The organism is Clostridium sp. CTA-1 (assembly GCF_054768215.1).
Genome location: NZ_BAAAAP010000025.1, coordinates 32,165 through 54,149, shown reverse-complemented (window position 1 = coordinate 54,149; position 21,985 = coordinate 32,165). Strand labels below are relative to the sequence as shown.

Sequence of the window (21,985 nt, the reverse complement as noted above, 5' to 3'; positions counted from 1 at the left end):
TATTATTAATTCTATATATTTAAATATTCTATATTATATTAGGAGGTGCTAATAATGACAAAAAATTTAGTGCCAGAAGTAAAAGAAGCTTTAAATAGATTTAGAATAGAAAGCTCAAAAGATATGGAAATAGGTTCTACAAATTTTAATAATCCTAAAAATTTTTCTAATAAAGTAAAACTTAATTCAGATGAATCTTTTAATCCATATAAATTTTAAACGAATAATGATATAAAATTCACAATATTTCTTTAAAACTCTATTATAGATTAATAATAAAAGCCCTATTTAATTGTAAATTTTATTTACCTAAATAGGGCTTTATATATTTTCTAGTTTATATCTGAAAACTCTATATGTATTTTTTTAGAAATATCATTGTGTATAACAGTTTTCTCTATCTTTTCATAACATTTATCCATATTTTTATTTATTTTAACAGTAAATGTAGTTCCCTTTCCTAGAGTACTATTTACTTTTATTTCTCCACCCATAAGATCCACAATTTTCTTAACTAATGAAAGTCCTATACCTGTTCCTTCTGCATTTCTTGATAATGAACTATTCACTTGAGCAAATCTATTAAAAATGCAATCTATTTTTTCTTTAGGTATTCCTGCCCCTTCATCCTTTACTATTAATTTAAAATTATTTTTATATATTTTAAGAGTAACATATATAGATTTGTTTTCTGGTGTAAATTTTACAGCATTAGATAATAAATTTAATAATATTCTTTCATATTTATCTTTATCAATCCAAACCTTTTCTTCTTCTTTTGTAGTATCAAATATTAAATTTATATTTTTAGAATTAGCATAATTTGTTATTGAATTAACTATATTTTCTGTTTCCCATACTACATCAAAATATTCATTATTTAAAGCTAAAAATCCCGCTTCTGCTTTTGATATATCTAGTATATTATTTATAAGTTTTAAAAGTCTAGCTGTATTTTGATTTATTCTTTTTAAAATCTTATCGATACTTGGGTTTATATCCTTTGAATAAATATCATAAGCTAATTGTAGGGAAGAATATATTATGGTCAACGGAGTTCTTAATTCATGAGATATTATAGTAAAAAACTCATCTTTAAGCTTATTTACCTTTTCTAGTTCCAAATTATTTTTAAATTCTTCTGTTACATCAGAACCATGTATATGAACTCTTTTTTTATTTTTAGTTTCATGATAAATATATTTTACTTTAAAGAATCTTTCTTCTCCTGACTGTAGAACAAATTTTTCAGGTGAAAATGTATACTCTTTAATAGTTCCCTCTTTCATTTTCTGTAATACTTCTAACTGCTCTTTAAATTCTTCTTTTCTAAAAACATCTTCCACTGTATTTCCAAGTAAATTACCCTTTATTTTTTTAGTATATAATCGTTCTACTAATTCCTCATATCTTTCGTTAACTAATTTATATGTTAAATCAGGATAATCTAATACTGCTAATGGTAGCTCTATACAATCTACTACATATTTTATAAATTCTGCTCTTTCTTCAGATATTATTTGACTTTCTATTAAATCTGTAACATTCTTTATACTTGATATAGTATATAGTATCTCAYTATTTTCATCTATAATAGGATTACTATTATATTCTATATACTTAATCTCATTACTATCTTTTTTTACCAATTTCAATAATAGGTCTTTTACACTACTATTATAATCTGGATTTACTTTTTTAATTTTATATTTCATATTTTTATGATTATCTAGTATGTATATATCATACTCATTAATTATTTCTTTAATGCCCAATATTTTTTTAATTTTCATTCCACCTATTTGTTCAATAGCTTTATTCCATAAAATTAATTTTGAATGCTTATCAAAAACCAATATTCCTTCAGATACATTATTAATTACATTATTAAGATATTTTATGTAATCCAATTCTTTTTTTCTTAATATGTCTATAATTTCACTCTTATTTTTTATTTGTTCTGAAATATTTAAAATTTCTTCCTTATCTTTTTCTATGGTTTCTTTATAGGTGTGCTCTTGAGTAATATCCATTAAATTTACTAAAGCTCCCTTTTTGGTTCCTTCTAAATTTATAGGTATTACAGTTAAACTAAAACATACCTTTTCACAATTGTTTTTTGTAAATATTAATGAAACTTCTTTTATCTTCTTTTGTTCTTTAAGAGCTATAAAAACAGGAAAGTTTTTTTCTGTAACAGGTTCACCATCGATAAAATTTATTTCGTATTCATCTAAACAATCCATCAATGTTTTTTCTTCTCCAGGCCGTAGCTTAGAACTAGATTTTCTTTTTAGTTCTTTGCTTAACTTTAGAGCTATACTATTTACATAAAGCAATTCATATTTATCGTTTACAATATAACATGAATAAGGAATGCTATCCATTATACTTTTTATTGTATTTTTATCTTCCAAAAAAACACTTCCTATTGGTCCCATATTTCCCCCCTATTATTATATATCACTTTATATAGTTTACTCTTTTTCTACGCCCTTAGTCAACTTCTAAGGAAAGTGCCACTCACTTTTCTTATGTAGAGTACAGAGTATAATGAACAGAGAACAGCTGTAGATGATTTTGTTCCGCGCCTCTACACAAAATCTTTAATTTAAATATTTTTACTAAAATTATTAAGTAGTTTAAATATTATAAAATTAAATTTTCATTTCATATATAGATATTTTAAGAAAAGTGATAGCGCGTCCGCAGGCTTTCTATAGCAATTAATATTTAGATTAATATAAAAAATTTAAGTAAATATCCCAAACCTATAATTTTTACATGGGTGCTTACTTATGCAAAGAATTAAGCAGAAGCTTGATTTACAATTATCGGCTTAGTCAGAAGTTTTGTAGCTAAACATTTATAAGAATTTTATATAGAGTAATATTAAAAATTTTCTTCATTAGAGGAGTATAACTAAAAAAATATATAAAAGCCACTGATTACATTAAGTTTATATAAAAACTAGCTGAAATTAGTGGCTTTATATATTAAATTTGTTTGCTAACGCAAATAGTTTTGAATGCAATTTAGATTCGTATAAAGATTATGAAAAGTTCAATCTTTGGCCATGCTACGCATTAATTTTCTATCGAAATTTTTTTTGAGGTCTTAAATCTTTTTTATAAAAAAAGAAAATATAATTTTACATTTTACGTAGCAAAGCGGAGAAAAATCATCCATATCTGTTCTCTATTATCTATACTCTGTTCTTTAAGGAAAATACGTCGCACTTTCCTTATTTTATCTATTTATTCTGTAGTCTATTATTCTTAATTGGGTGTACACATTTCCGTTGTATTCATTAATCATTGGATAGTATATTAAATCTAATTTTAAACCTGCCATAAGTGGGTTAGTTATAATATTTTCTATACTTTCATCTCCATATATATTTTCTAAATCTCTTTTAAATTCATCCACTTTTCCAAAGGCTATTGCATCTATTCTTCTATTTGTATCTTCTATTCTACAAGTTAATTTTAATGTGTTTTGATCTTTGCCTAGCATTCTTATTCCTTCTATCTTTATATTTTTTTCTGCTAGTATTGGTGAACTATTTCCTTTACCAAAAGGTTCTAAACACTGTAAGCTATCTATTAACTCTAAGTTTACTTCTTTTAAAGGTAGTCTTTTATCTATTCTTATTTTAGGTATAAAATCTTCATCTTTTAAATTGCAATTTTTGTTTAATTCTTCTCTTATTTTATCTATGTTTTTTTCTTCTATAGTAAGGCCTGCAGCCATTGGATGGCCACCAAATTTATATATGTATTCCTTGCATTTCATAAGTTCTTCAAAAAGATTGTATCCATCTATAGATCTTCCAGATCCTTTAGGCATTTCTTTTCCTTTAGTTAAAACTATTGTTGGGCGATTATATGCATCCTTTATTCTTCCTGATACTATACCTGCTATACTTTCGTGTATATCTTCTTTATAAATAACTAATACTTTATCATTCTTTAATGATGAATTTTCTATGGTATATGTTATTTCCTCTACACCTTCCATAGTTATTTCTTGTCTCTCGGCATTTAAGTTTCTTAACTCTTTTGCTAGTTCCTCTGCTCTTTTTATATCTTTGGTCAAAAATAACTCCACGGAAAGAGCCGCTGTATCTAATCTTCCTGTAGCATTTATACAAGGCCCTATTATAAATCCTACATTATAAGAAGTTATATTTTTTCCATTTAATGAAGTCTCTTTTATAAGTGCTCTTAGCCCTAGGTTATTTGTATTATTTATGTTTTTTAATCCCAATTTAGCTATTATTCTATTTTCATCCTTTAAATCTACTACATCACATATGGTTCCTATAGCTGCAAATTCTAATAATTCTTTATATTTATTAGGATTCATATTTAGTTTTTCATATAAAAGTTTTGAAAATTTAAAAGCTATGCCTGCTCCACAAAGCATTTTAAAGGGATAATAACAATCCTTTTGTTTTGGATTTATGATAGCATCTGCTTTTGGTACTACATATTCTCTTTCACCATTTTCGTTTTCTATAAAAGGTAATTCATGATGGTCTGTAATTACCACTGTCATACCTAACTCTTTTGCTCGTTCCACTTGCTCTAATGCAGCTATACCATTATCACAGGTAATTATAACCTCTACACCCTCTTCTTTTAATTTTTCAACTCTGTCTGTACACATACCGTATCCTTCTGTTTCTCTATCTGGTATGTAATAAGTCACATTAGCTTCGCATTCCTTTAAAGCAGTGTATAATATTACGGTACTAGTAACACCATCTGCATCATAATCTCCATAAATGGCTATTTTCTTTTTATCTATTATTGCCTTTTTTATTATTTCTGTACCTTTGTCCATATCTTTCATTAATAAAGGATTATATAGTTTTTTTAAAGAAGGATTCAAAAAACTCTCTATATCTTCTAAATTATATATTTCTCTATTAACTAATATAGTACATAAAGTTTCACTTATACCTGACTTATGGGCTATATCTTTTATATTCAATTTACTTCTTCTTAACATCCACTTTTTCTTCAAGCCACACACCTCTTCCTTGCTAATTATACCATTAAGGTTAATACTTTTGTATTCATTTTATTTATCTCAATTTTAATTCTGATTTTACATACTCTTATAAATATTATATAATAATCATTATCAAATTAGTTTTAAATTATATTTTTCATAATAATATGTATATTAAATTAACGCAATGGAGGTTTTATTTATGGACAGATTACTTTTTGGAATATCCGGCCTACCCATAGGTGATGGAACTACTAAATTTAATTATAAATCTGGTATAACATATTTAAACAATATAGGCTTAGATGCCATGGAATTACCCTTTGTAAGATCTGTTAATGTTACAGATAAAAACAAAGAAGGCATATTAGAGGAAAAAAATAATAGTAATTTTTATTTATCTGCCCATGGTTCCTATTTTATAAATCTAAACGCAGATGAAATAGAAAAGCAAGAAAAATCATTGGAAAGAATAATAAAAGGTGCTGAGGGCTTAAAAAAAGTTCAGGGAAGAAGTTTAATATTTCATCCTGGATTTTATCTTAAGGACTCCAAAGAAGAAACTTTTAAAACTATTTTAGAAAACTTAAAAAAATTACCAGATTTAGGAGTAGATTATAGATTGGAAACCACTGGGAAAGGAACTCAATTTGGTTCTTTAGAAGAAAATGTAGCCCTATGTAAAGAAGTTGCCACTTGCAAATTATGTATAGACTTTTCTCATATACATGCTAGGTCTAATGGTGGTTTAAAAACCTATAAGGATTTTTATAATATATTAAGTTATGTAGAAAAAAATCTAGGAAGATCTGCTTTAGATGATATGCATATCCATCTTTCTGGAATACATTATAGTGAAAAAGGTGAAAGAAACCATCTTCCTTTTGAGGAAAGCGACTTTAACTATATTGCTTGCCTTAAAGCTTTTAAAGATTTTAATATCAATGGTTGTATAATATGTGAAAGTCCAATACTTGAAAAGGATGCCCTTCTTCTTAAAAATTCCTATTACGAACTTTAAGGAAAGTGCTATGCACTTTCCTTATTTCATGTTTATTTTTTCAATTTTGCCATTATTTGTATTACACATATATATACTATCTTCATATATAGCTATTCCATTTGGCTCATTTAATCCTTTTTTTATTATTTCTACTTTTTCATTTAAAATATCTGCTTTTATTATTCTATTGTTGTATGTGTCCGCTATATATAATACATTGTCTTTATATTTTAAGTCTAAAGGATGCTGAAGCATGGTATTTTCAAAACTTCCTACTTTGCTTCCAAAATAAAACAATCCTTTTCCTATAAGTGTATGAACTTTATGTTCTTCTAAATCTGCATATCTTATAGAACTGGTTTCTGAATCTACAAAGTATAGTCTTTTTTTTCCATCGTAACATAGAGCTGATGTCTGCGCTAATAAACATTTATCAAAGCTTCCATCTCTTATGTTTTCTCCTCCTGTACCTATATGACTTTCTATACTTTTATCTTTCATATTATATTTCCAAATTTGATGATTTCCTGCCATAGCTATATATATACAGTCTTCTAATATTTCTAAATCCCAAGGAGAATTTAAACTTACATTCAAAGCATCTCCCTTTGCCATAGGACTATATTCCTTTTGTCCATTACCTGCTATAGTTTTAACCATTTCCTTTTCTAAATCACATTCTCTTATGGAATGGTTTTCAGTGTCTGCAACATAGATCTTATTTTCTATAAATCTTAGCCCTTCTGGAGCTTTAAATTGAGCTTCTTTAAAATCTCCATCCTTTAATCCATATTCACTACTACCTATTGTTTTTATTTTTTCTAAGTTTTGATCTAATATTACTATTCTATTCCTACCTTTTTCTGAAAAGGCTATTAATCCATTTTCATTTATAGATATTTTTGATGGATATATATATTCTTCTTTTTCACATTTCTTTTGCAAAACTATGTTTTCTTCTGACCAATGTATATTATCAAAGTATTCTATTGTGTCACCTATTATTTGATCCAATAATTCTCTATTACCTTCTCCTGATACCATAGCAAAGGCATATCCTTCTGGATCTATTAATACAAATGTTGGCCATGCATTTACTGTATAACTATCCCATATACTTTTATTTTTATCATTCACTACCGGATGACTTATTCCATATTTTTTCATAGCATTTAATATAGCTTTACTGTTTTTTTCATATTTAAATTTAGGAGAATGTACTCCTATAACCTGTAACTTATTCTTATATTTTTCTTCTAAATATTTTAGATCCTCTATTACATGTATGCAATTTATACAACAAAAAGTCCAAAAATCTAAAACTATAACTCTATTTTTTAGTTTATCCAAATTTGTCTTTTTGGCACCTATCCATTCAATAGTCATTGGGAAATTAGGGGCATGAACTCTAGCATTTTTATACTTTTCATACAAATTACTCATATATTTATAAGGATAATTATATCCTTATTCCCTCCTCTCAAATTTCCTCATTTTTATTATATAGTATACTATTATATATATATAAATTCATTTTTATATTCTTTAAATTTTATATATTAATAAAACTATCTTCTTATTTATGTTTATTTTAGTTGTGAAAAAATTATTATAATTAAAAACTATCCACATACTTTTTAATTATAGTAATTTTCCGACTTTTTTACAAGGATAGTAACAAAAAATTTTATTATAAGCATTAAATATACGCAAATTTTTACATATTATAATATTATATTCCGAAAATATATAAATATAAATTTAATTTTAATGTTTAGTATATACTATGTACAAATATATTATTGGGTTATAGTTCATCCTATTTAAGCTTGGCACTATAATATATAAAACGATCCTCTCTTTAAAGTATTTTTATATGAACCGTACCCATTTATTTTTTAAATTACTTATATAAAAAGGAGATTAAAAATGAGAATAGGTTACGCTTGTATTCCAATAACTATAGATGCTAAAAATTCTAGAAGTTTTATACTTAAAAAGTTTTCTTATGAAAAATTTTATGAAGTCTGCAAACTAAATTTACAGGATCTTTATTCTATATTAAATTATAATATTTCTAAAGATATTTCCATGTTTAGAATAAGTTCTGATATTATTCCATTTGGTAGTCATTCTATTAACAATATAGAGTGGTGGAATTTATTTAAAGAAGAGTTTTATAAATGTGGTAATTTTATAAAGAAAAATAATATAAGAGTATCTATGCATCCTGGTCAATACACTGTATTAAATTCAACCTCAGAGGATATAGTAAAAAAAAGTATTAAAGACATAGAATATCACACTAAATTTTTAGATTCTTTAGGAGTAAATTATTCAAATAAAATAGTTATTCATTTAGGTGGAGTTTATAATAATAAACTAGAAGCTATGAAACGATTCGAAAATAATTTTAAATATCTCTCAGACTCAGCTAAAAAAAGATTGGTACTAGAAAATGATGAAAGAAATTATGATATAAAAGACATACTCTCTATGTGTAATAATATACATGTTCCTGCTGTTTTTGATAACCTTCATCATAGAGTAAAAATGAATAAAAATTTTGATGAATTAGAAGAAATAAAAGAAATACTAAAACAGGTTAGATTCACTTGGATGAAAAAAGACGGAAATATGAAGATTCATTATTCTAATCAAAATCCTTACAAAAAACCTGGTGCTCACTCTCAATTTATATTTTTAGATGACTTCTTAAAATACTATAATCTTTTAAAAAAGTTTGATGCGGATAGTATGCTGGAGGTTAAAGATAAAGAAATATCTGCTATAAAATGCATAAATTCATTAAAAGAGAATCATAAAAAAAGTTTTATTTATGATGAATGGGCTAAATATAAATATTCTGTTATGGAGAAAAACTACACTCTTTATAAAGAGTGCAGCAACTTAGTTAATTCTAATATAGAAAACAAAGCTATAAGATTTTATAACTTTATAGATAAAAGTTTACTTAATGATTTTGATAAAAAAAATTATAAAAATACCCTTCTTCATGTTTATAGCTATGTAAAAGATGAAGTCAATGAAAAAGAAAAAGCTAACTTTTATTCTCTATATAAAGACTTTGAAAAAGATTCTAACATAGAATTAGGCGAAAAAATCAAAAAACTTTTATATAGATTATGTAAAAAGTATAGTGTGAACTATATTCTGGATTCCTATTATTTTATTTACTAAAATTAAAATATTAAGATTATAGAATTCTTAGCAAATTACAAGTTTTAATAGATCCTTCTAAAATAATAAAAAGCTATTTCAAGCTAAAAAAGCTTTAACTGATCTTAGAAGAACTTTACTTTAACATAAATTTATATTAATAATTATTGTAATATTTGTATGACTTTATTTTTAAAAACCTTTTTTAATACTTTTTTTATATTTTCTTCTTTTATTAAACTTAAATCTTCTATAGAATAATCTATATTTAAACTGTCCTTATACATAAGTTCAGAAGTGGTAATATCTAAAGCTAGTCTTATAGACATTTCATGGCGTATAGCTTTTTTAAGCTTTATACTTTTTAAGGCTCTACGTATATTTTCTTTTGTAAAATATTCTTCGTTATCTATTATTTCTTCTAAAATTTTGTCCATTATATTAATAGCTTTACTTACTTTTTCTTTGGATGTACCCATATAAAAATCAAATAACTTTATACCTCTTTCATTTTTAAAATTGCTCCCTACATCATAGGCTAAGGAATTTTTAGTCCTAATATTATGGAACAAAATGCTACTTGTACCTTCCGCAAATATCTCATTAAATATTTTAAGAGCTATTATTTCTTCTTTATTTAGACTATGAATATCATAGCTATATATTATTTTAGCTCCTTCCATCCCCTCTTTATAATTAGTATAAATATTTTCTTTTCTATTTTCATATCTTACTTTTTCTGTTTTTCTGTAGGGCTTATTAAAGTTTTCAAAAAATTTCTTTACACTTTTTATAATTTCTTCTTTATCCATTGATGTTACTATGGTAATTACACAATTTCCAGGGGTATAGTAGGCATTATAAAAATCTTTTAGATGATTTAAAGTAATATTTCTAATACTTTTCTCATTCCCTATAATCAATTCTTTTATTCTTCTTTCTCTAAAAGAATTTTTTAGCATTTGATCCTCACAAAATTGATAAGGATCCTCTCTCCATTCTTTTAATTCCTCTAATATAATAGATTTTTCTTCCTGAAAAGCTTTTTCTTCAAACTTTGGATTTAATAATATATCACTATAAAAATCTAAGGCTTTTTTTAAATCCTCCTTCAAAAAACATCCATAATACACTACATAAGGATAATTAGTCATAGCATTTTCAAACCCAAAGATACTATCTGCTAAAATATTTATTTCTTTCTCTGTTCTATTAAAAGTTCCCTTAGACACCATGTGCTCCACAGCATGAGCTGTACCAAAAGGGAACTCATCTTTTTCTTCTAAAGCCCCTGCATTAAAACCTATAGATATAGAGCTTATATTACTTAAAGTTTTTTCATAAACTACCTTTATTCCGTTTTCTAATTTTAGTTTTTCCATAATTTATATTTTAATCAAAAATTAAAATATTCTCACCTCTTTTAATTTTATATTAATTTCAGTAAATATATCTAACTTTTTATTTAATTAATTAGATTTTATAACTCTACCTTAAATGAATATTTTAAATTTACATATTATAGCTTGTACGCTATAAATACAAATAATATATTCTATTATACTAAAAAATAAAAAATTTTAAATTAATTTTTACTTTTTTCACTCACCTTTTAATCAAGAAAGTTTTCCTCCTTTGGTTTATAAGATTTTAAGTTTTATATATTTTGTATGAATTATCCCTTTTAAATTTATTATTTTGTATAAAACTCCCTTATTAACTTGAAATATTATACTTTAAAGTATAATATTATGATATGATTCATTTTAAAATATTAATTATCTTTATATAGAATAGAAGGGGTTTTATGTTTAAAAATAAAGGCTTTATAGAATTTATAAAATATGCCTCTATAGGAGCTTTAAATGTACTTATAGATTTTTTAGTATTAAATTTGTTATGGTTTTTTACTGGTATGTATAGTGGAAATATTAATTATTTATTTAAACTTATTTCTTTTTCGATTTACTCTATAAACGGATATTTTTTAAATAAAAAGTTTACATTTAAAACAAAAGATAGCTCCTATATTCAATATGCCTCTGTAATTGGTATAGCTGCCATACTAAATGGTATGATACTATCTAATCTATCTTCTTACAATTTATTAAATGTATCTCAAGTTCTTTGGTCCAATATATCTGCGCTTATAGCCTCAATGGGTACAGGTATTTTGTCATTTCTAATAAATAAATTTTTTATATTCAAAAAAAATTAATATTATTGTTTTAATAAATTGTATAAAATTAGTATAGTAACTTAATAAGATTAAAGGAGGAACATTTATGACGAAGATTTTAGTATTTATAGCAGAGGGCTTTGAAGAAATTGAAGCTCTAACTGTAGTAGATGTATTAAGAAGAGCTAATATTCAATGTGATATGTGCAGTATTACTTCTAATAAAAAAATAAAGGGAGCTCATAATATTTTAGTTAACGTAGATAAAACTTTGGAAGAAATCAAAAGTGATGAATATAATGCCTTAGTTATTCCTGGTGGTATGCCTGGTGCTACTAATTTAAGAGATAATAATAAATTAATAGATTTAGTAAAAGAATTTAATAAAGATAAAAAATTAATAGCCGCTATCTGTGCAGGTCCAATAGTTTTAAGTAAGGCAAATATAATAAAAGGAAAAGAGGTTACTTCTTATCCTGGTTTTGAAGAGGATTTAAAAGAAGGCCTTTACAAGGAAGACTTAGTTGTTCAAGATGGAAATATAATAACCAGTAGAGGACCTTCCGCGGCAATGTATTTTGCCTTTAGAATACTAGAAAATTTAAAAAAAGATTCTGTAAAAGAAATAAAAGAGGATATACTTTTACACCTTCTTTAAAATTATTTTTATCTTATATCTGATAAAAAAGTATAATAATTAAATAAAATATTTTCATGCTATCTTTACTTTTGATGAAATATGGAAAAACATATGTGGCTATACTAACAAATTTAACTACCTTTTATACCACATATGTTTTTTGTATCTTTCTAATTATAATGTTATATTTAAATTATGAAATTCTATATATGTTTTATTCTATAAATAAATCTAATATATTATAAACTAAATTAAATGGATCAATCTATCCTATTACTATACTTCATATAAATTATATATCTAAAGATCCCAAAGATCCCAAGAGGTGGTAGATATAGCTACTGCTCCTGCAGATAAAGATTCTATTACGTCCTTTTTTTCTTTTATTAATCCTCCTGCTATTATAGGAATATTTTTTACTTTAGTCTCTAATTTATTTATTATTTTGCTAGCAATTCCAGGCATAACTTCTACCGCTGTAGGTCTATGTTCTAATATATTTTTTATTCCTGTTTTTAAGGATAATGAGTCTATTATAAAAATTCTTTGTATTGCATATAATCCTACTTGTGTAGCATGTTTTATATTAGAAGTTTTTGTGCTTATTATTCCATCTAATTCTACACATTCCTTTAAATACTCTATCCCAGCTGAGTCTCCTTTTAGTCCATCTATCATATCCACATGAACGAAAATTTTCTTTTCTTTTTCTTTTAGTTTATGACAGTTACTTTTTATATTTATAATGTTTCCAAAAAGTACAAATACTATATTAGCCTTACTTTCCAATGCTTTTTCTAGATCTTTTTCATCTCTTACTGCTGCTATTACAGGATTTTCAATGAAGACTTCTGTTAAATTCATACATAATGCTCCTTCTTATATTAATTTTTTAATAATTACTTTATAATATTATTTTTTTAATTCTACTACCTCCACAAAATCATTTAACAAAAGAGGCATCAAGCTGTTTCCTATACCAGCTCTATTTTGAACTTTTATTTTATTTATTTCTACAGTTCCTTTATCCTTTGACTTTGTTTTTATTTTTATTTTTCCTGTATCATTTTCATCTATTATTAAGGCTAATATTACTTTATCTAGATCTTTTAAACTTATACCTGTAACTCCTGATGCCATTTTTCCCATAGGATTTACAGCCTCACTTTTAAATCTTATGACCATTGCTTTTTCTGTTATTATTATTATATTTTTTTCTTCCCCATGTTCCTTTATAAGTATACTTACTAATTCATCCCCTTTATCTTTAAATTTATAAACTTGAGTTGAATTCCCCTCTATCTTTAGTTCACTTAATACTGTTCTTTTTATTAATCCTTTTTTGGATATAAAATAGATACTAATATCTTCTTCAAATCTAAAAGTAGATATTGCATTTAGCAAACTTATTTTATCCCCAGTAAAGGCTGAAATACTTATACCCTCTTCTTTTATATTTTGAAGCATAAAGGCTGGTATATAATATGCTTTACCCTCACTATCAAATAAAACTATGGTTTTAGAAGAATCTGTAAATAAGCTTACATGTGATTTATTTTCTTTCAAATCTGATATAGTTATTAACCCATCTTTAGATATATTTACATAAAAGCTCTTATATTCATAGTTATCACAAAAATCCACCTGTTTTATACTATCATTAGGTAAAATATCAAACAATTTATATCCTACTATATTTCTATCTACTGCCTCTAAGCTAGGTTCCTCTATATTAAAGCTTAGTCCTTTTTGAGTTTTTATATTAAAGATTTTCTCTTCTCTAGTTCGGTCTACCAAATCGGCTTTAAGAAGTGATTCTTCTTTTTTAAGCTTTAAAGCCATTATTTTGGTATAATTTGTATTAAATTTGTCTAATGTAGTTTTCTTAATATATCCACTATCTGTTATAAATAACATATCCTTTTGAGCAGTAAAATCATCTATTGAAAAAGCTTCTATTATAGTTTCAGATAAATCTATAGTTTTAATTATTTCATCTAGTTTAACACCTTTTTCTTTCCACTTAAATTCTGGTATATTTATAACTTTTATTTGATACATATTACCCTCTTTAGTTACTAAACACAATGTATCCTTTGTATTACACTGAATTAAAAACCTATTAAAGTCCCCTTCCCTATACTCTATATCTTCTACATTAGCACTAGATCTATTATAGGATTTAAGAGCTATTCTCTTTGTAAATCCTTCATTAGATAAAGTTACTACCACATCTTCTTCCACTATTATTTCTTCTATATCTATTTTTGCTTTTTCATCATCTTCTATTATAGATGTTCTTCTCTTATCATTATAGGTTTCTTTAACTTCAATTAATTCTTTTTTTATAACCTTTAAAAGTTCTTTTTCGCTGCTTAATATTTTTTTAAGCTTATTTATTAGCTTTTCTAATTCTTTATATTCTTTTTCAAAAGCTACTATTTCAAGACCTGTAAGTTTATACAACATCAGTTCTAATATAGCCTCTGCCTGAATATCTGTAAAAGAGAACTTTTCCATTAAATTTTCCCTTGCATTTTTTTTAGATTTTGATTCTCTTATGGTTTTTATGATTTCATCCATTATTCCTATAGCTTTTATAAATCCTTCTACTATATGAAATCTTTTTTCTGCTATTTCTAATTCTCTTTTAGTTTTTCTTGTAACTACTTCCTTTTGATGTTCTACATAATATTTTAACATAGCTTTTAAACCTAAAGTTTTAGGTTTTCCCTCTGCTAAGGCTACCATGTTAAAGGATATGTTACTCTGTAGATCTGTCTTTTTATATAAATATTTTAAAGTTTTTTCTACTACATCCTCAGTAACTATTTTTTTGAATTCTATTACAGCTCTTGTTCCGTTTCTATCAGATTCATCCCTTATATCTGTAATATTTTCTAAAGCTTTAGAGTGTTTTTTATCTGCTGTCATTTCTGATATAAATTGAAGAAGTTTTGCTTTGTTCTTTCTAAAAGGAAATTCTGTAATTACAATGGCTAGTCTTCCATTTTCTAATTTTTCTATAGTGGTTTTAGCTCTTAATGTTACTCTTCCCTCTCCTGTTTCATAGGCCGATAACATGGAATTTTTACCTATTATTACTCCTCCTGTTGGAAGATCCGGCCCCTTTATGTAATTTAATAACTCCTTAGTAGTTATTTCATTTTTATCTATGTAAGCTAAAGTTCCATCTATAACTTCTCCTAAATTATGAGGTGGTATGTTAGTTGCTAGCCCTACAGCTATTCCAAATGCCCCATTTACAAGTATATTTGGAAATTTTGCTGGTAATACTTCTGGTTCTTTTTCTGAATTTGAATAGTTATCTACCATATTTACTACATCTTTATCTATATCTCTTATCATTTCCATGGCAATGGGGGTAAGCCTTGCTTCTGTATAACGCATGGCTGCTGCACTATCCCCATCTTGACTTCCCCAATTTCCGTGCCCATCTATAATTGGCATTCTTGTGGTAAAACTTTGCGCTAATATTACCATAGCATCATAAACAGAAGAATCTCCATGAGGATGATATTTACCCAAAATATCTCCTACTATTCTGGCAGATTTATAATAAGGTTTATCTGGAAAAGCTTTTAACATATATGAGCCATACACTATTCTTCTTTGTACTGGTTTTAATCCATCTCTAACATCTGGTAATGCTCTTTCCTTGGCTACTTCTACTGCATAAGGCAAATAATTCTCTGGCATAGCCTCTTCTAATGGAAATGCTACTATATTGTTGTCTTTAGGTATTACTATTTTTTTAGCCATACAAAAGTCCTCCCTGTGCTTTTATATTTATTTACATGACAAAGGCTAAATATATAAATTATTTAGCCCTTTTATCTAAAATTCTGCGTATTTATATAAGTAATTCTTTCGTGGTTCTACTACGTCTCCCATAAGTAAAGATACCATCTTTTCAGCCTTTGCTGCATCTTCTATGGTTATTCTTTGAAGAGTTCTTGTTTCAGGATTTAATGTAGTTTCCCATAATTGTTCTGGATTCATCTCTCCTAAGCCTTTATATCTTTGAATTAAGTATCCTTTTCCAATTTGCTTTTTAGCCTTTTCTAATTCTTCATCATTATAACAGTAAATTGATTTTTCACCTTTTTTATCTTTTTTGTAAACTTTATACAAAGGTGGCATAGCTATATAAAGATGTCCATTAGCCACTAAAGATTTCATATATCTATATATATAAGTCATCCATAGAGTCCTAATATGATATCCATCTACATCCGCATCACTTAATATTATTATTTTATCATATTTTAAATCTTGCTCTTTGTAATTATCTAACACTCCTGTCCCTATAGCCGTGTTAAATATTTTTAATTCTTCGCTACCTAATACATTTTCTATTTTTTGTTTTTCTGTGTTCATTATTTTACCCTTAGAAGGCATTATGCTCTGAAATCTTCTATCTCTTGCTTGTTTTGCGGAACCTCCCGCAGAATCTCCTTCTACTACTATAAATTCTGTCACATTGGAATCTCTTAAAGTACAGACAGCTATTTTACCTGCTAATGGCGCTAGTCCTTTACCTATCTTTTTCTTTTCTGCTTCGTTTATTTTTTTTATTTTTTCTCTTCTAGCTGCAGCAGCTAAAGCATTATTTATAATCAATGTAGAAATTTCTTTATTATCTTCTATCCATTCTAAAAATTTAGTATAAGCTAAATCATTCATCATGGTATAAGCTTCGTTGTTGCCAAGCTTAGTTTTTGTTTGCCCTTCAAATACAGGATTACTTATTTTTATTCTAACTATAGCTGTAATTCCTTCTCTAAGATCATCACCATCAAATTCTTTATCCTTTTCTTTTATAAGATTTAATTTTTTTGCTCCTTCTTTAAAAGCTCTAGTCATACCTGTTTTAAAGCCTGTTTCATGGGTTCCCGCCTCTGTAGTTGGAATATTATTTACATAACTTGCTATATTTTCTGTTGAAGAATCTGTAAATTGGAAGCATATTTCTCCTTCCATTCTTAAGTTATTTATTTCCTTCTCACCCTCAAATAATACTGCTGGATTATGTATTGGAGTCTTACTTTCATTTAAATAATCTATGAAATCTAAAAGTCCTCTTTCAGAATGATATTCTTTTATTTCAGGCTCTTCTTTTCTATTGTCTATAAGTTTTAACGTTATTCCTTTGTTTTGAAAAGCTAACTCTTGTAGTCTTTCATCTATAACATCAAATTTAAAATCTATAGTTGAGAACACTTCTTTATCTGGTTTAAAAGTAACTTTTGTACCAGTTTTATCTGTATCTTGTATAACTTTAAGCTTTGTTACAGGAGTTCCTGGCATTTTTTTATTTAATTTTTTATCTATGGCATATTCAAATCTTTGTTTATATATTTTACCATTTTGGTAAACTTCAACCTCTGTCCACTCAGATAAAGCATTAACTACTGATGCTCCAACACCATGAAGTCCTCCAGAAGTTTTATATATTGAATTATTAAACTTTCCTCCTGTATGAAGTTCTGTAAAAACCATCTCCACACCAGATTTCTTTTTTATGGGGTGTATACCTGTAGGAATTCCTCTTCCATTATCTACAACTGTAACACTTTTATCTTTATTTAATATAACCTCTGCAGTATTTCCATATCCATTTGAAATTTCATCGATAGCATTGTCTAATATCTCCCAAATACAGTGATGAAGCCCCTTGGTTCCTGTGGATCCTATATACATTCCAGGTCTTACCCTTACAGGTTCTAATTTTTCCAAAGAGGTTAACTTGGTAACATCATAATCTTTTGTGTTATCTATTCTTTCCTCCATTTTTATCCTCCAAATCTATACTTAATGTTTATCTTATTACTTACAGTTTCTATTTAAATAAGAAATAACCACTATTATCTGTCTAAATAAAAATATCTGTAAACCTCAGCTTAATAAATGTATTCCTCATAAACAGAGTTCTTGGCTTCAGATGGAGTTTTTGCTCCATCTGAAGTTTAGAAATCGTTATCCAGGGACGTACCCGCTCTTTACTCCCACTTTAAAGAAGATGGGAGTATTAGAGCTGGTAGTCATCGGATAAATAAACTGCTACTAAGTCTAAACATGATTTTATATTAATCATAAATAGTTATTAACTTATTTTTACATTTTATTCCATGTAATTCTTTACTGTTTATTATACCTTAAAAAACCTACTTATTGTAGTTTTAATAATATATGAGCAAAATATTAACTTATAAATTTATCTTGCTAATATTATATTGATTATAACAAACAATGATTTTGAAAACAAACGTTCTTATTTTCAAACCTAAAAAATAATATGCTGATATATAAATATCTGCATATTAAAATAGTATATATATTTACCCTAGTTATTATATATTAAAAAATAATAATTTTAAATATTTCATCTATAATTATATAAAATTATTTATATAATTCATTCATTAAAGCACAATTTATTCTTATTAAATATCTTAAAGTATCCTCATTTATTTTTCCTTTAAATTTATATTCTTTTAGTAGCTCCTCTACCTTTTCTAAAGCTTTATTTTCTTTTATATTGTTAGATTCCTTTTTAAAATTCTTTTCTACATAATAGACAGAAGAAGCTATAGCTCTTAATATAATTTTTATATTTTCCCTACTTTTTTCTTCTTCATAATCTGTATTTATTATTATATCAGAAAGTCCATAATAATTTTCTGAATAATCATCACTTCTATTTTTAATTAAATATAAAAAATAACCTATGGCTATTATTAATATAATTATTAATATATATTGTGCTACTATATATCTCAAAATACCCACGCTCCTTTAATAATCCTCTTACTATCTTTATATGCTGCATATTTTTTTTGGATATGGACTCTTTATAAATTTGATATATTCTATTCATTTGTTGTATACTTAATATGAAAACAAAAATTTTAAAATTTTTATATAAATTTTAAAATTAATAGATTTTATTTTAGGGAGGAATATTCAATGAATCCATTTATAGGAGTTGGTATTGCTCTTATTGTTGGTGTACTTTTTGGAAAGATAATGAATCGATTCAAAATTCCAGCAGTAGCGGGTTATATCATTGCTGGATTAGTACTTGGAGTGTCGGGTTTTAATCTAGAAAATAATATAATGATTGAAAAATTATCCTTTATAGGAGATTTTGCTTTAGGAATTATAGCTTTTAATATAGGTAGTGAATTAGAAGTATCTGTCATGAAAAAATTGGGCAAGACTATTTTTATAATTGCATTTTTCGAAGCTACTTTAGCCTTTGCTGCAGTTACTATAATTACACTAATATTAGGTGAAAAAATATATACTGCACTAATATTAGGAGCAGTAGCCTCTGCAACAGCTCCAGCAGCTACAGTAATGGTACTTAAGGAACTTAAAGCTAAAGGGCCTTTAACTACTACTTTACTTGGAGTAGTCGCAGTAGATGATGCTATATGTCTTATGATATACTCAGTAGCCTCTTCTTTGGCAAAGGTTTTTATTGCAAATAAACCTATTAATGCCTACTCTATAATAGTTCCACCCATTGTAGAAATATTCTTTTCTCTTTTAGCGGGTTTTGTTTTAGGCATAATCTTAATTTATATACTTAATAAATGCTCCAGAGATTCAGAAATTCAAACTTTAACATTAGGCGCTATTATAATACTTACAGGACTATGTATAAAATTTAATTTATCTTCTCTTTTGGCTTCTATGTGTTTAGGTATAACTGTCGCAAACTTATCTACCCATAGTGATGACGTCTTTGCTACTATAGAAAATTTTGCTTCACCTGTTATAACAGCATTTTTTGTTTTAGCTGGTGCTAGATTAGATATAAGAATGATACCTAAAATAGGTATGTTAGGTATCTGTTATCTTATATTTAGGATGATAGGAAAAGTATCTGGTGCTTCTTTAGGTGCTGCAATTTCTAAGGCTCCTAAACCTGTACAAAAATACATAGGCTATGGTCTATTTTCGCAAATAGGTGTAGCTGTAGGCTTAGCCATTATAGTGAGTAGAGAATTTAAAGGAACTGGTCTCGATACAAAAGTTTTAACTATACTTTTAGCAACTACGATTATTACAGAAATAATAGGACCACTATCTACAAAAACTGCTATAATAAAAGCTAAAGAAGCAAATGTATAAAGGAGGCTTTTTATGTACGCTCTTGTTTTAATACTTAATGACGAAAAAAAACTACACGAAGTAAACGAAATATTTTATGAAGAAAATTGTGGAGCCACTAATATAAACAGTAGAGGTCTTGGAAAAATTCTATTAGAAAACAATTTAGATGTACCTATTTTTGCTGGTCTAAGAAAGCTTATAGAAGGTGATGTTCCTTATAACAAAACCATAATAAGTGTAATAAACTCTGAGGAAAAGAAAAATATAATAACTAACAGAATAAGAAAGACTTTAGATATAGATAATAAACCTGGTATAGGTTTTATGTTTATACTTCCTGTAATTGAATGCTTTGGTGCTAAAACTGATCATTATGAATAATACACTAAAGTATTTAACATTAAGTACTTCCTAAAAAGTATCTCTATCTTAAAGAAATAATTACTTAATATATCATATATAAAAGAGAGTATATCAAAATAGATTTAATTTTGATATATCCTCTTTTATTTTTTTACATTGTTACTTTATTGTTACAAATGTCAAAATTTTATATGTATAATATAAAATATAAGGAATAAAGGAATATATTGTTGTAAAAAACAATTAATTTATAAAAATTTTGTTGAAAGGAAGAGATGACCTTGAGAGAAAAATCTCAATCTAAACTAATTTTATTACTAACTGTGACGGTTATTTTATTTATATTTTCTTTTATTAATATAAACAGAGTAAATACCTATAAAAATAAAAATGAAAATTTAAATAATAACTTAAAAATCTTACAAACAGAAAACCAAAAATTAAGTTCGGAAAAAGAACAGTTAGATAAAAAACATAAAGAAATAAAAAATAAAGTTTCTACTTTAAAAGGAGTTTAATAAAAACGAGGGGTTGGCTATGAGAAATTCTAGAAAAAATATTTACAGTAAAAAAAGACATCATGATTTAAGAAATACAGTAACTATATGTTTATTATTCTTTTCAATCATAAGCACTTTTATAACCGGTGGAAGGCTTTTAAAAGTTAAAATTCAAAATAATATGTTAGCAAAAAAAATTACTAATATGTCTTCAGAAAATAAAAATATCAAAAATGAAAATATAAAACTTATGTCTAATATAGATAAAGAAAATGAAACATATAAAGAAAAAATGAAGCATATAAAAATAGCATATTTAACCTTTGACGATGGGCCATCTAAAAATACTAGAGAAATATTAAAAATATTAAAAGAAAATAATGTTAGGGCTACATTTTTTGTTAATGGACATCCAGGTTTAGAAGACTTATATAAAGCTATAGCAAAAGATGGACATGTTATAGCTAATCATACCTATAGTCATGACTATAAAAAAGTTTATATGTCTCCTGAAAACTTTGAAAAAGATATAAAAAAATTAGATAAATATATTGAGGAAACTGTGGGACAAAAACCAAGTCATATTATTAGATATCCTGGTGGTTCTAATAATACAGTAAGCCATAATTATGGTGGACCTGGTGTAATGAAACAAATAATACCTCATATGAATAAATTAGGTTACATGCATTTTGATTGGAATGTAGATTCAACTGATGCTTCAGCTTTTCGTCAAAGAGAAGATAAAATTATAAATTCTGTTTTAACTGAAAGTCGTGGTCAGCATAAGGCTGTAATATTAATGCATGATACTGATCCTAAGACTACAACTGTCCAGGCCTTACCAGAGGTAATAAAAGGCTTAAAAGAACAAGGCTTTATATTTGATGTAATAACTAAAGATACACCACAAATAAGCTTCACAAAATAAGGAAAGTGCTATGCACTTTCCTTAA

17 protein-coding genes are annotated in these 21,985 nt (G+C 26.2%); 9 read left to right on the top strand and 8 right to left on the bottom strand.

Going from position 1 to position 21,985, the window contains the following annotated elements:
• The first annotated feature begins 54 nt into the window (after positions 1-54).
• Positions 55-219 carry a hypothetical protein gene (locus ACYUEW_RS16115; protein ID WP_003484322.1) on the top strand — a complete coding sequence of 55 codons (165 nt, stop codon included), beginning with the start codon at positions 55-57 and terminating at the stop codon, positions 217-219.
• A gap of 113 nt (positions 220-332) precedes the next feature.
• Here the strand turns inward: ACYUEW_RS16115 and ACYUEW_RS16110 are convergent, their stop codons facing one another.
• Both ACYUEW_RS16110 and recJ read right to left on the bottom strand, forming a co-directional pair.
• The gene (locus tag ACYUEW_RS16110; RefSeq protein ID WP_460277295.1) at positions 333-2,441 is read right to left on the bottom strand and encodes a PAS domain-containing sensor histidine kinase; all 2,109 of its coding nucleotides are present in this window, start codon (positions 2,439-2,441) and stop codon (positions 333-335) included.
• Positions 2,442-3,249: 808 nt separating this feature from the next.
• Positions 3,250-5,031 (bottom strand): single-stranded-DNA-specific exonuclease RecJ, encoded by a 1,782-nt coding sequence (recJ, locus tag ACYUEW_RS16105; RefSeq protein WP_265204047.1) that lies wholly within the window; start codon positions 5,029-5,031, stop codon positions 3,250-3,252.
• 190 nt (positions 5,032-5,221) lie between these two features.
• Here recJ and ACYUEW_RS16100 point away from each other — a divergent pair, with 190 nt between their 5' ends.
• Positions 5,222-6,040, top strand: a complete 819-nt coding sequence (locus tag ACYUEW_RS16100; RefSeq protein ID WP_042384514.1) for a TIM barrel protein — start codon at positions 5,222-5,224, stop codon at positions 6,038-6,040.
• A 21-nt stretch (positions 6,041-6,061) separates the two neighbouring features.
• Here the strand turns inward: ACYUEW_RS16100 and ACYUEW_RS16095 are convergent, their stop codons facing one another.
• Positions 6,062-7,465, bottom strand: a complete 1,404-nt coding sequence (locus ACYUEW_RS16095; protein ID WP_003484318.1) for a thioredoxin-like domain-containing protein — start codon at positions 7,463-7,465, stop codon at positions 6,062-6,064.
• Between the two features lie 486 nt (positions 7,466-7,951).
• Here ACYUEW_RS16095 and uvsE point away from each other — a divergent pair, with 486 nt between their 5' ends.
• Positions 7,952-9,223, top strand: coding sequence for a UV DNA damage repair endonuclease UvsE (uvsE, locus tag ACYUEW_RS16090; RefSeq protein ID WP_460277292.1), 1,272 nt, complete (start codon positions 7,952-7,954; stop codon positions 9,221-9,223).
• Between the two features lie 143 nt (positions 9,224-9,366).
• On the opposite strand, the gene ACYUEW_RS16085 is transcribed toward uvsE, so the two are convergent.
• The gene (locus ACYUEW_RS16085; RefSeq protein ID WP_043032218.1) at positions 9,367-10,584 is read right to left on the bottom strand and encodes a M16 family metallopeptidase; all 1,218 of its coding nucleotides are present in this window, start codon (positions 10,582-10,584) and stop codon (positions 9,367-9,369) included.
• Positions 10,585-11,009: 425 nt separating this feature from the next.
• Here ACYUEW_RS16085 and ACYUEW_RS16080 point away from each other — a divergent pair, with 425 nt between their 5' ends.
• Positions 11,010-11,420, top strand: coding sequence for a GtrA family protein (locus tag ACYUEW_RS16080; RefSeq protein ID WP_043032219.1), 411 nt, complete (start codon positions 11,010-11,012; stop codon positions 11,418-11,420).
• 67 nt (positions 11,421-11,487) lie between these two features.
• Positions 11,488-12,039 (top strand): DJ-1 family glyoxalase III, encoded by a 552-nt coding sequence (locus ACYUEW_RS16075; RefSeq protein WP_265204050.1) that lies wholly within the window; start codon positions 11,488-11,490, stop codon positions 12,037-12,039.
• Between the two features lie 282 nt (positions 12,040-12,321).
• On the opposite strand, the gene ACYUEW_RS16070 is transcribed toward ACYUEW_RS16075, so the two are convergent.
• The 4 genes from ACYUEW_RS16070 to ACYUEW_RS16055 all read right to left on the bottom strand — a co-directional run bounded on the left by ACYUEW_RS16070 (position 12,322) and on the right by ACYUEW_RS16055 (position 18,825).
• Complete coding sequence (locus ACYUEW_RS16070; RefSeq protein WP_003484313.1) at positions 12,322-12,885, bottom strand: glycerol-3-phosphate responsive antiterminator; 564 nt, start codon at positions 12,883-12,885, stop codon at positions 12,322-12,324.
• Positions 12,886-12,933: 48 nt separating this feature from the next.
• Positions 12,934-15,804 (bottom strand): DNA topoisomerase IV subunit A, encoded by a 2,871-nt coding sequence (locus tag ACYUEW_RS16065; RefSeq protein ID WP_460277288.1) that lies wholly within the window; start codon positions 15,802-15,804, stop codon positions 12,934-12,936.
• A gap of 75 nt (positions 15,805-15,879) precedes the next feature.
• Complete coding sequence (locus tag ACYUEW_RS16060) at positions 15,880-17,835, bottom strand: DNA gyrase/topoisomerase IV subunit B (RefSeq protein ID WP_045517881.1); 1,956 nt, start codon at positions 17,833-17,835, stop codon at positions 15,880-15,882.
• 612 nt (positions 17,836-18,447) lie between these two features.
• Complete coding sequence (locus ACYUEW_RS16055; RefSeq protein WP_460277285.1) at positions 18,448-18,825, bottom strand: hypothetical protein; 378 nt, start codon at positions 18,823-18,825, stop codon at positions 18,448-18,450.
• Positions 18,826-19,011: 186 nt separating this feature from the next.
• Here ACYUEW_RS16055 and ACYUEW_RS16050 point away from each other — a divergent pair, with 186 nt between their 5' ends.
• The 4 genes from ACYUEW_RS16050 (at position 19,012) to ACYUEW_RS16035 (ending at position 21,960) form a co-directional block, all read left to right on the top strand.
• Positions 19,012-20,184 (top strand): cation:proton antiporter, encoded by a 1,173-nt coding sequence (locus tag ACYUEW_RS16050; protein ID WP_460277283.1) that lies wholly within the window; start codon positions 19,012-19,014, stop codon positions 20,182-20,184.
• 12 nt (positions 20,185-20,196) lie between these two features.
• Complete coding sequence (locus tag ACYUEW_RS16045) at positions 20,197-20,547, top strand: hypothetical protein (RefSeq protein ID WP_460277281.1); 351 nt, start codon at positions 20,197-20,199, stop codon at positions 20,545-20,547.
• Positions 20,548-20,810: 263 nt separating this feature from the next.
• Positions 20,811-21,047 carry a hypothetical protein gene (locus ACYUEW_RS16040; protein ID WP_042384512.1) on the top strand — a complete coding sequence of 79 codons (237 nt, stop codon included), beginning with the start codon at positions 20,811-20,813 and terminating at the stop codon, positions 21,045-21,047.
• A 19-nt stretch (positions 21,048-21,066) separates the two neighbouring features.
• Complete coding sequence (locus tag ACYUEW_RS16035; protein WP_003484301.1) at positions 21,067-21,960, top strand: polysaccharide deacetylase family protein; 894 nt, start codon at positions 21,067-21,069, stop codon at positions 21,958-21,960.
• Positions 21,961-21,985 lie beyond the last annotated feature (25 nt).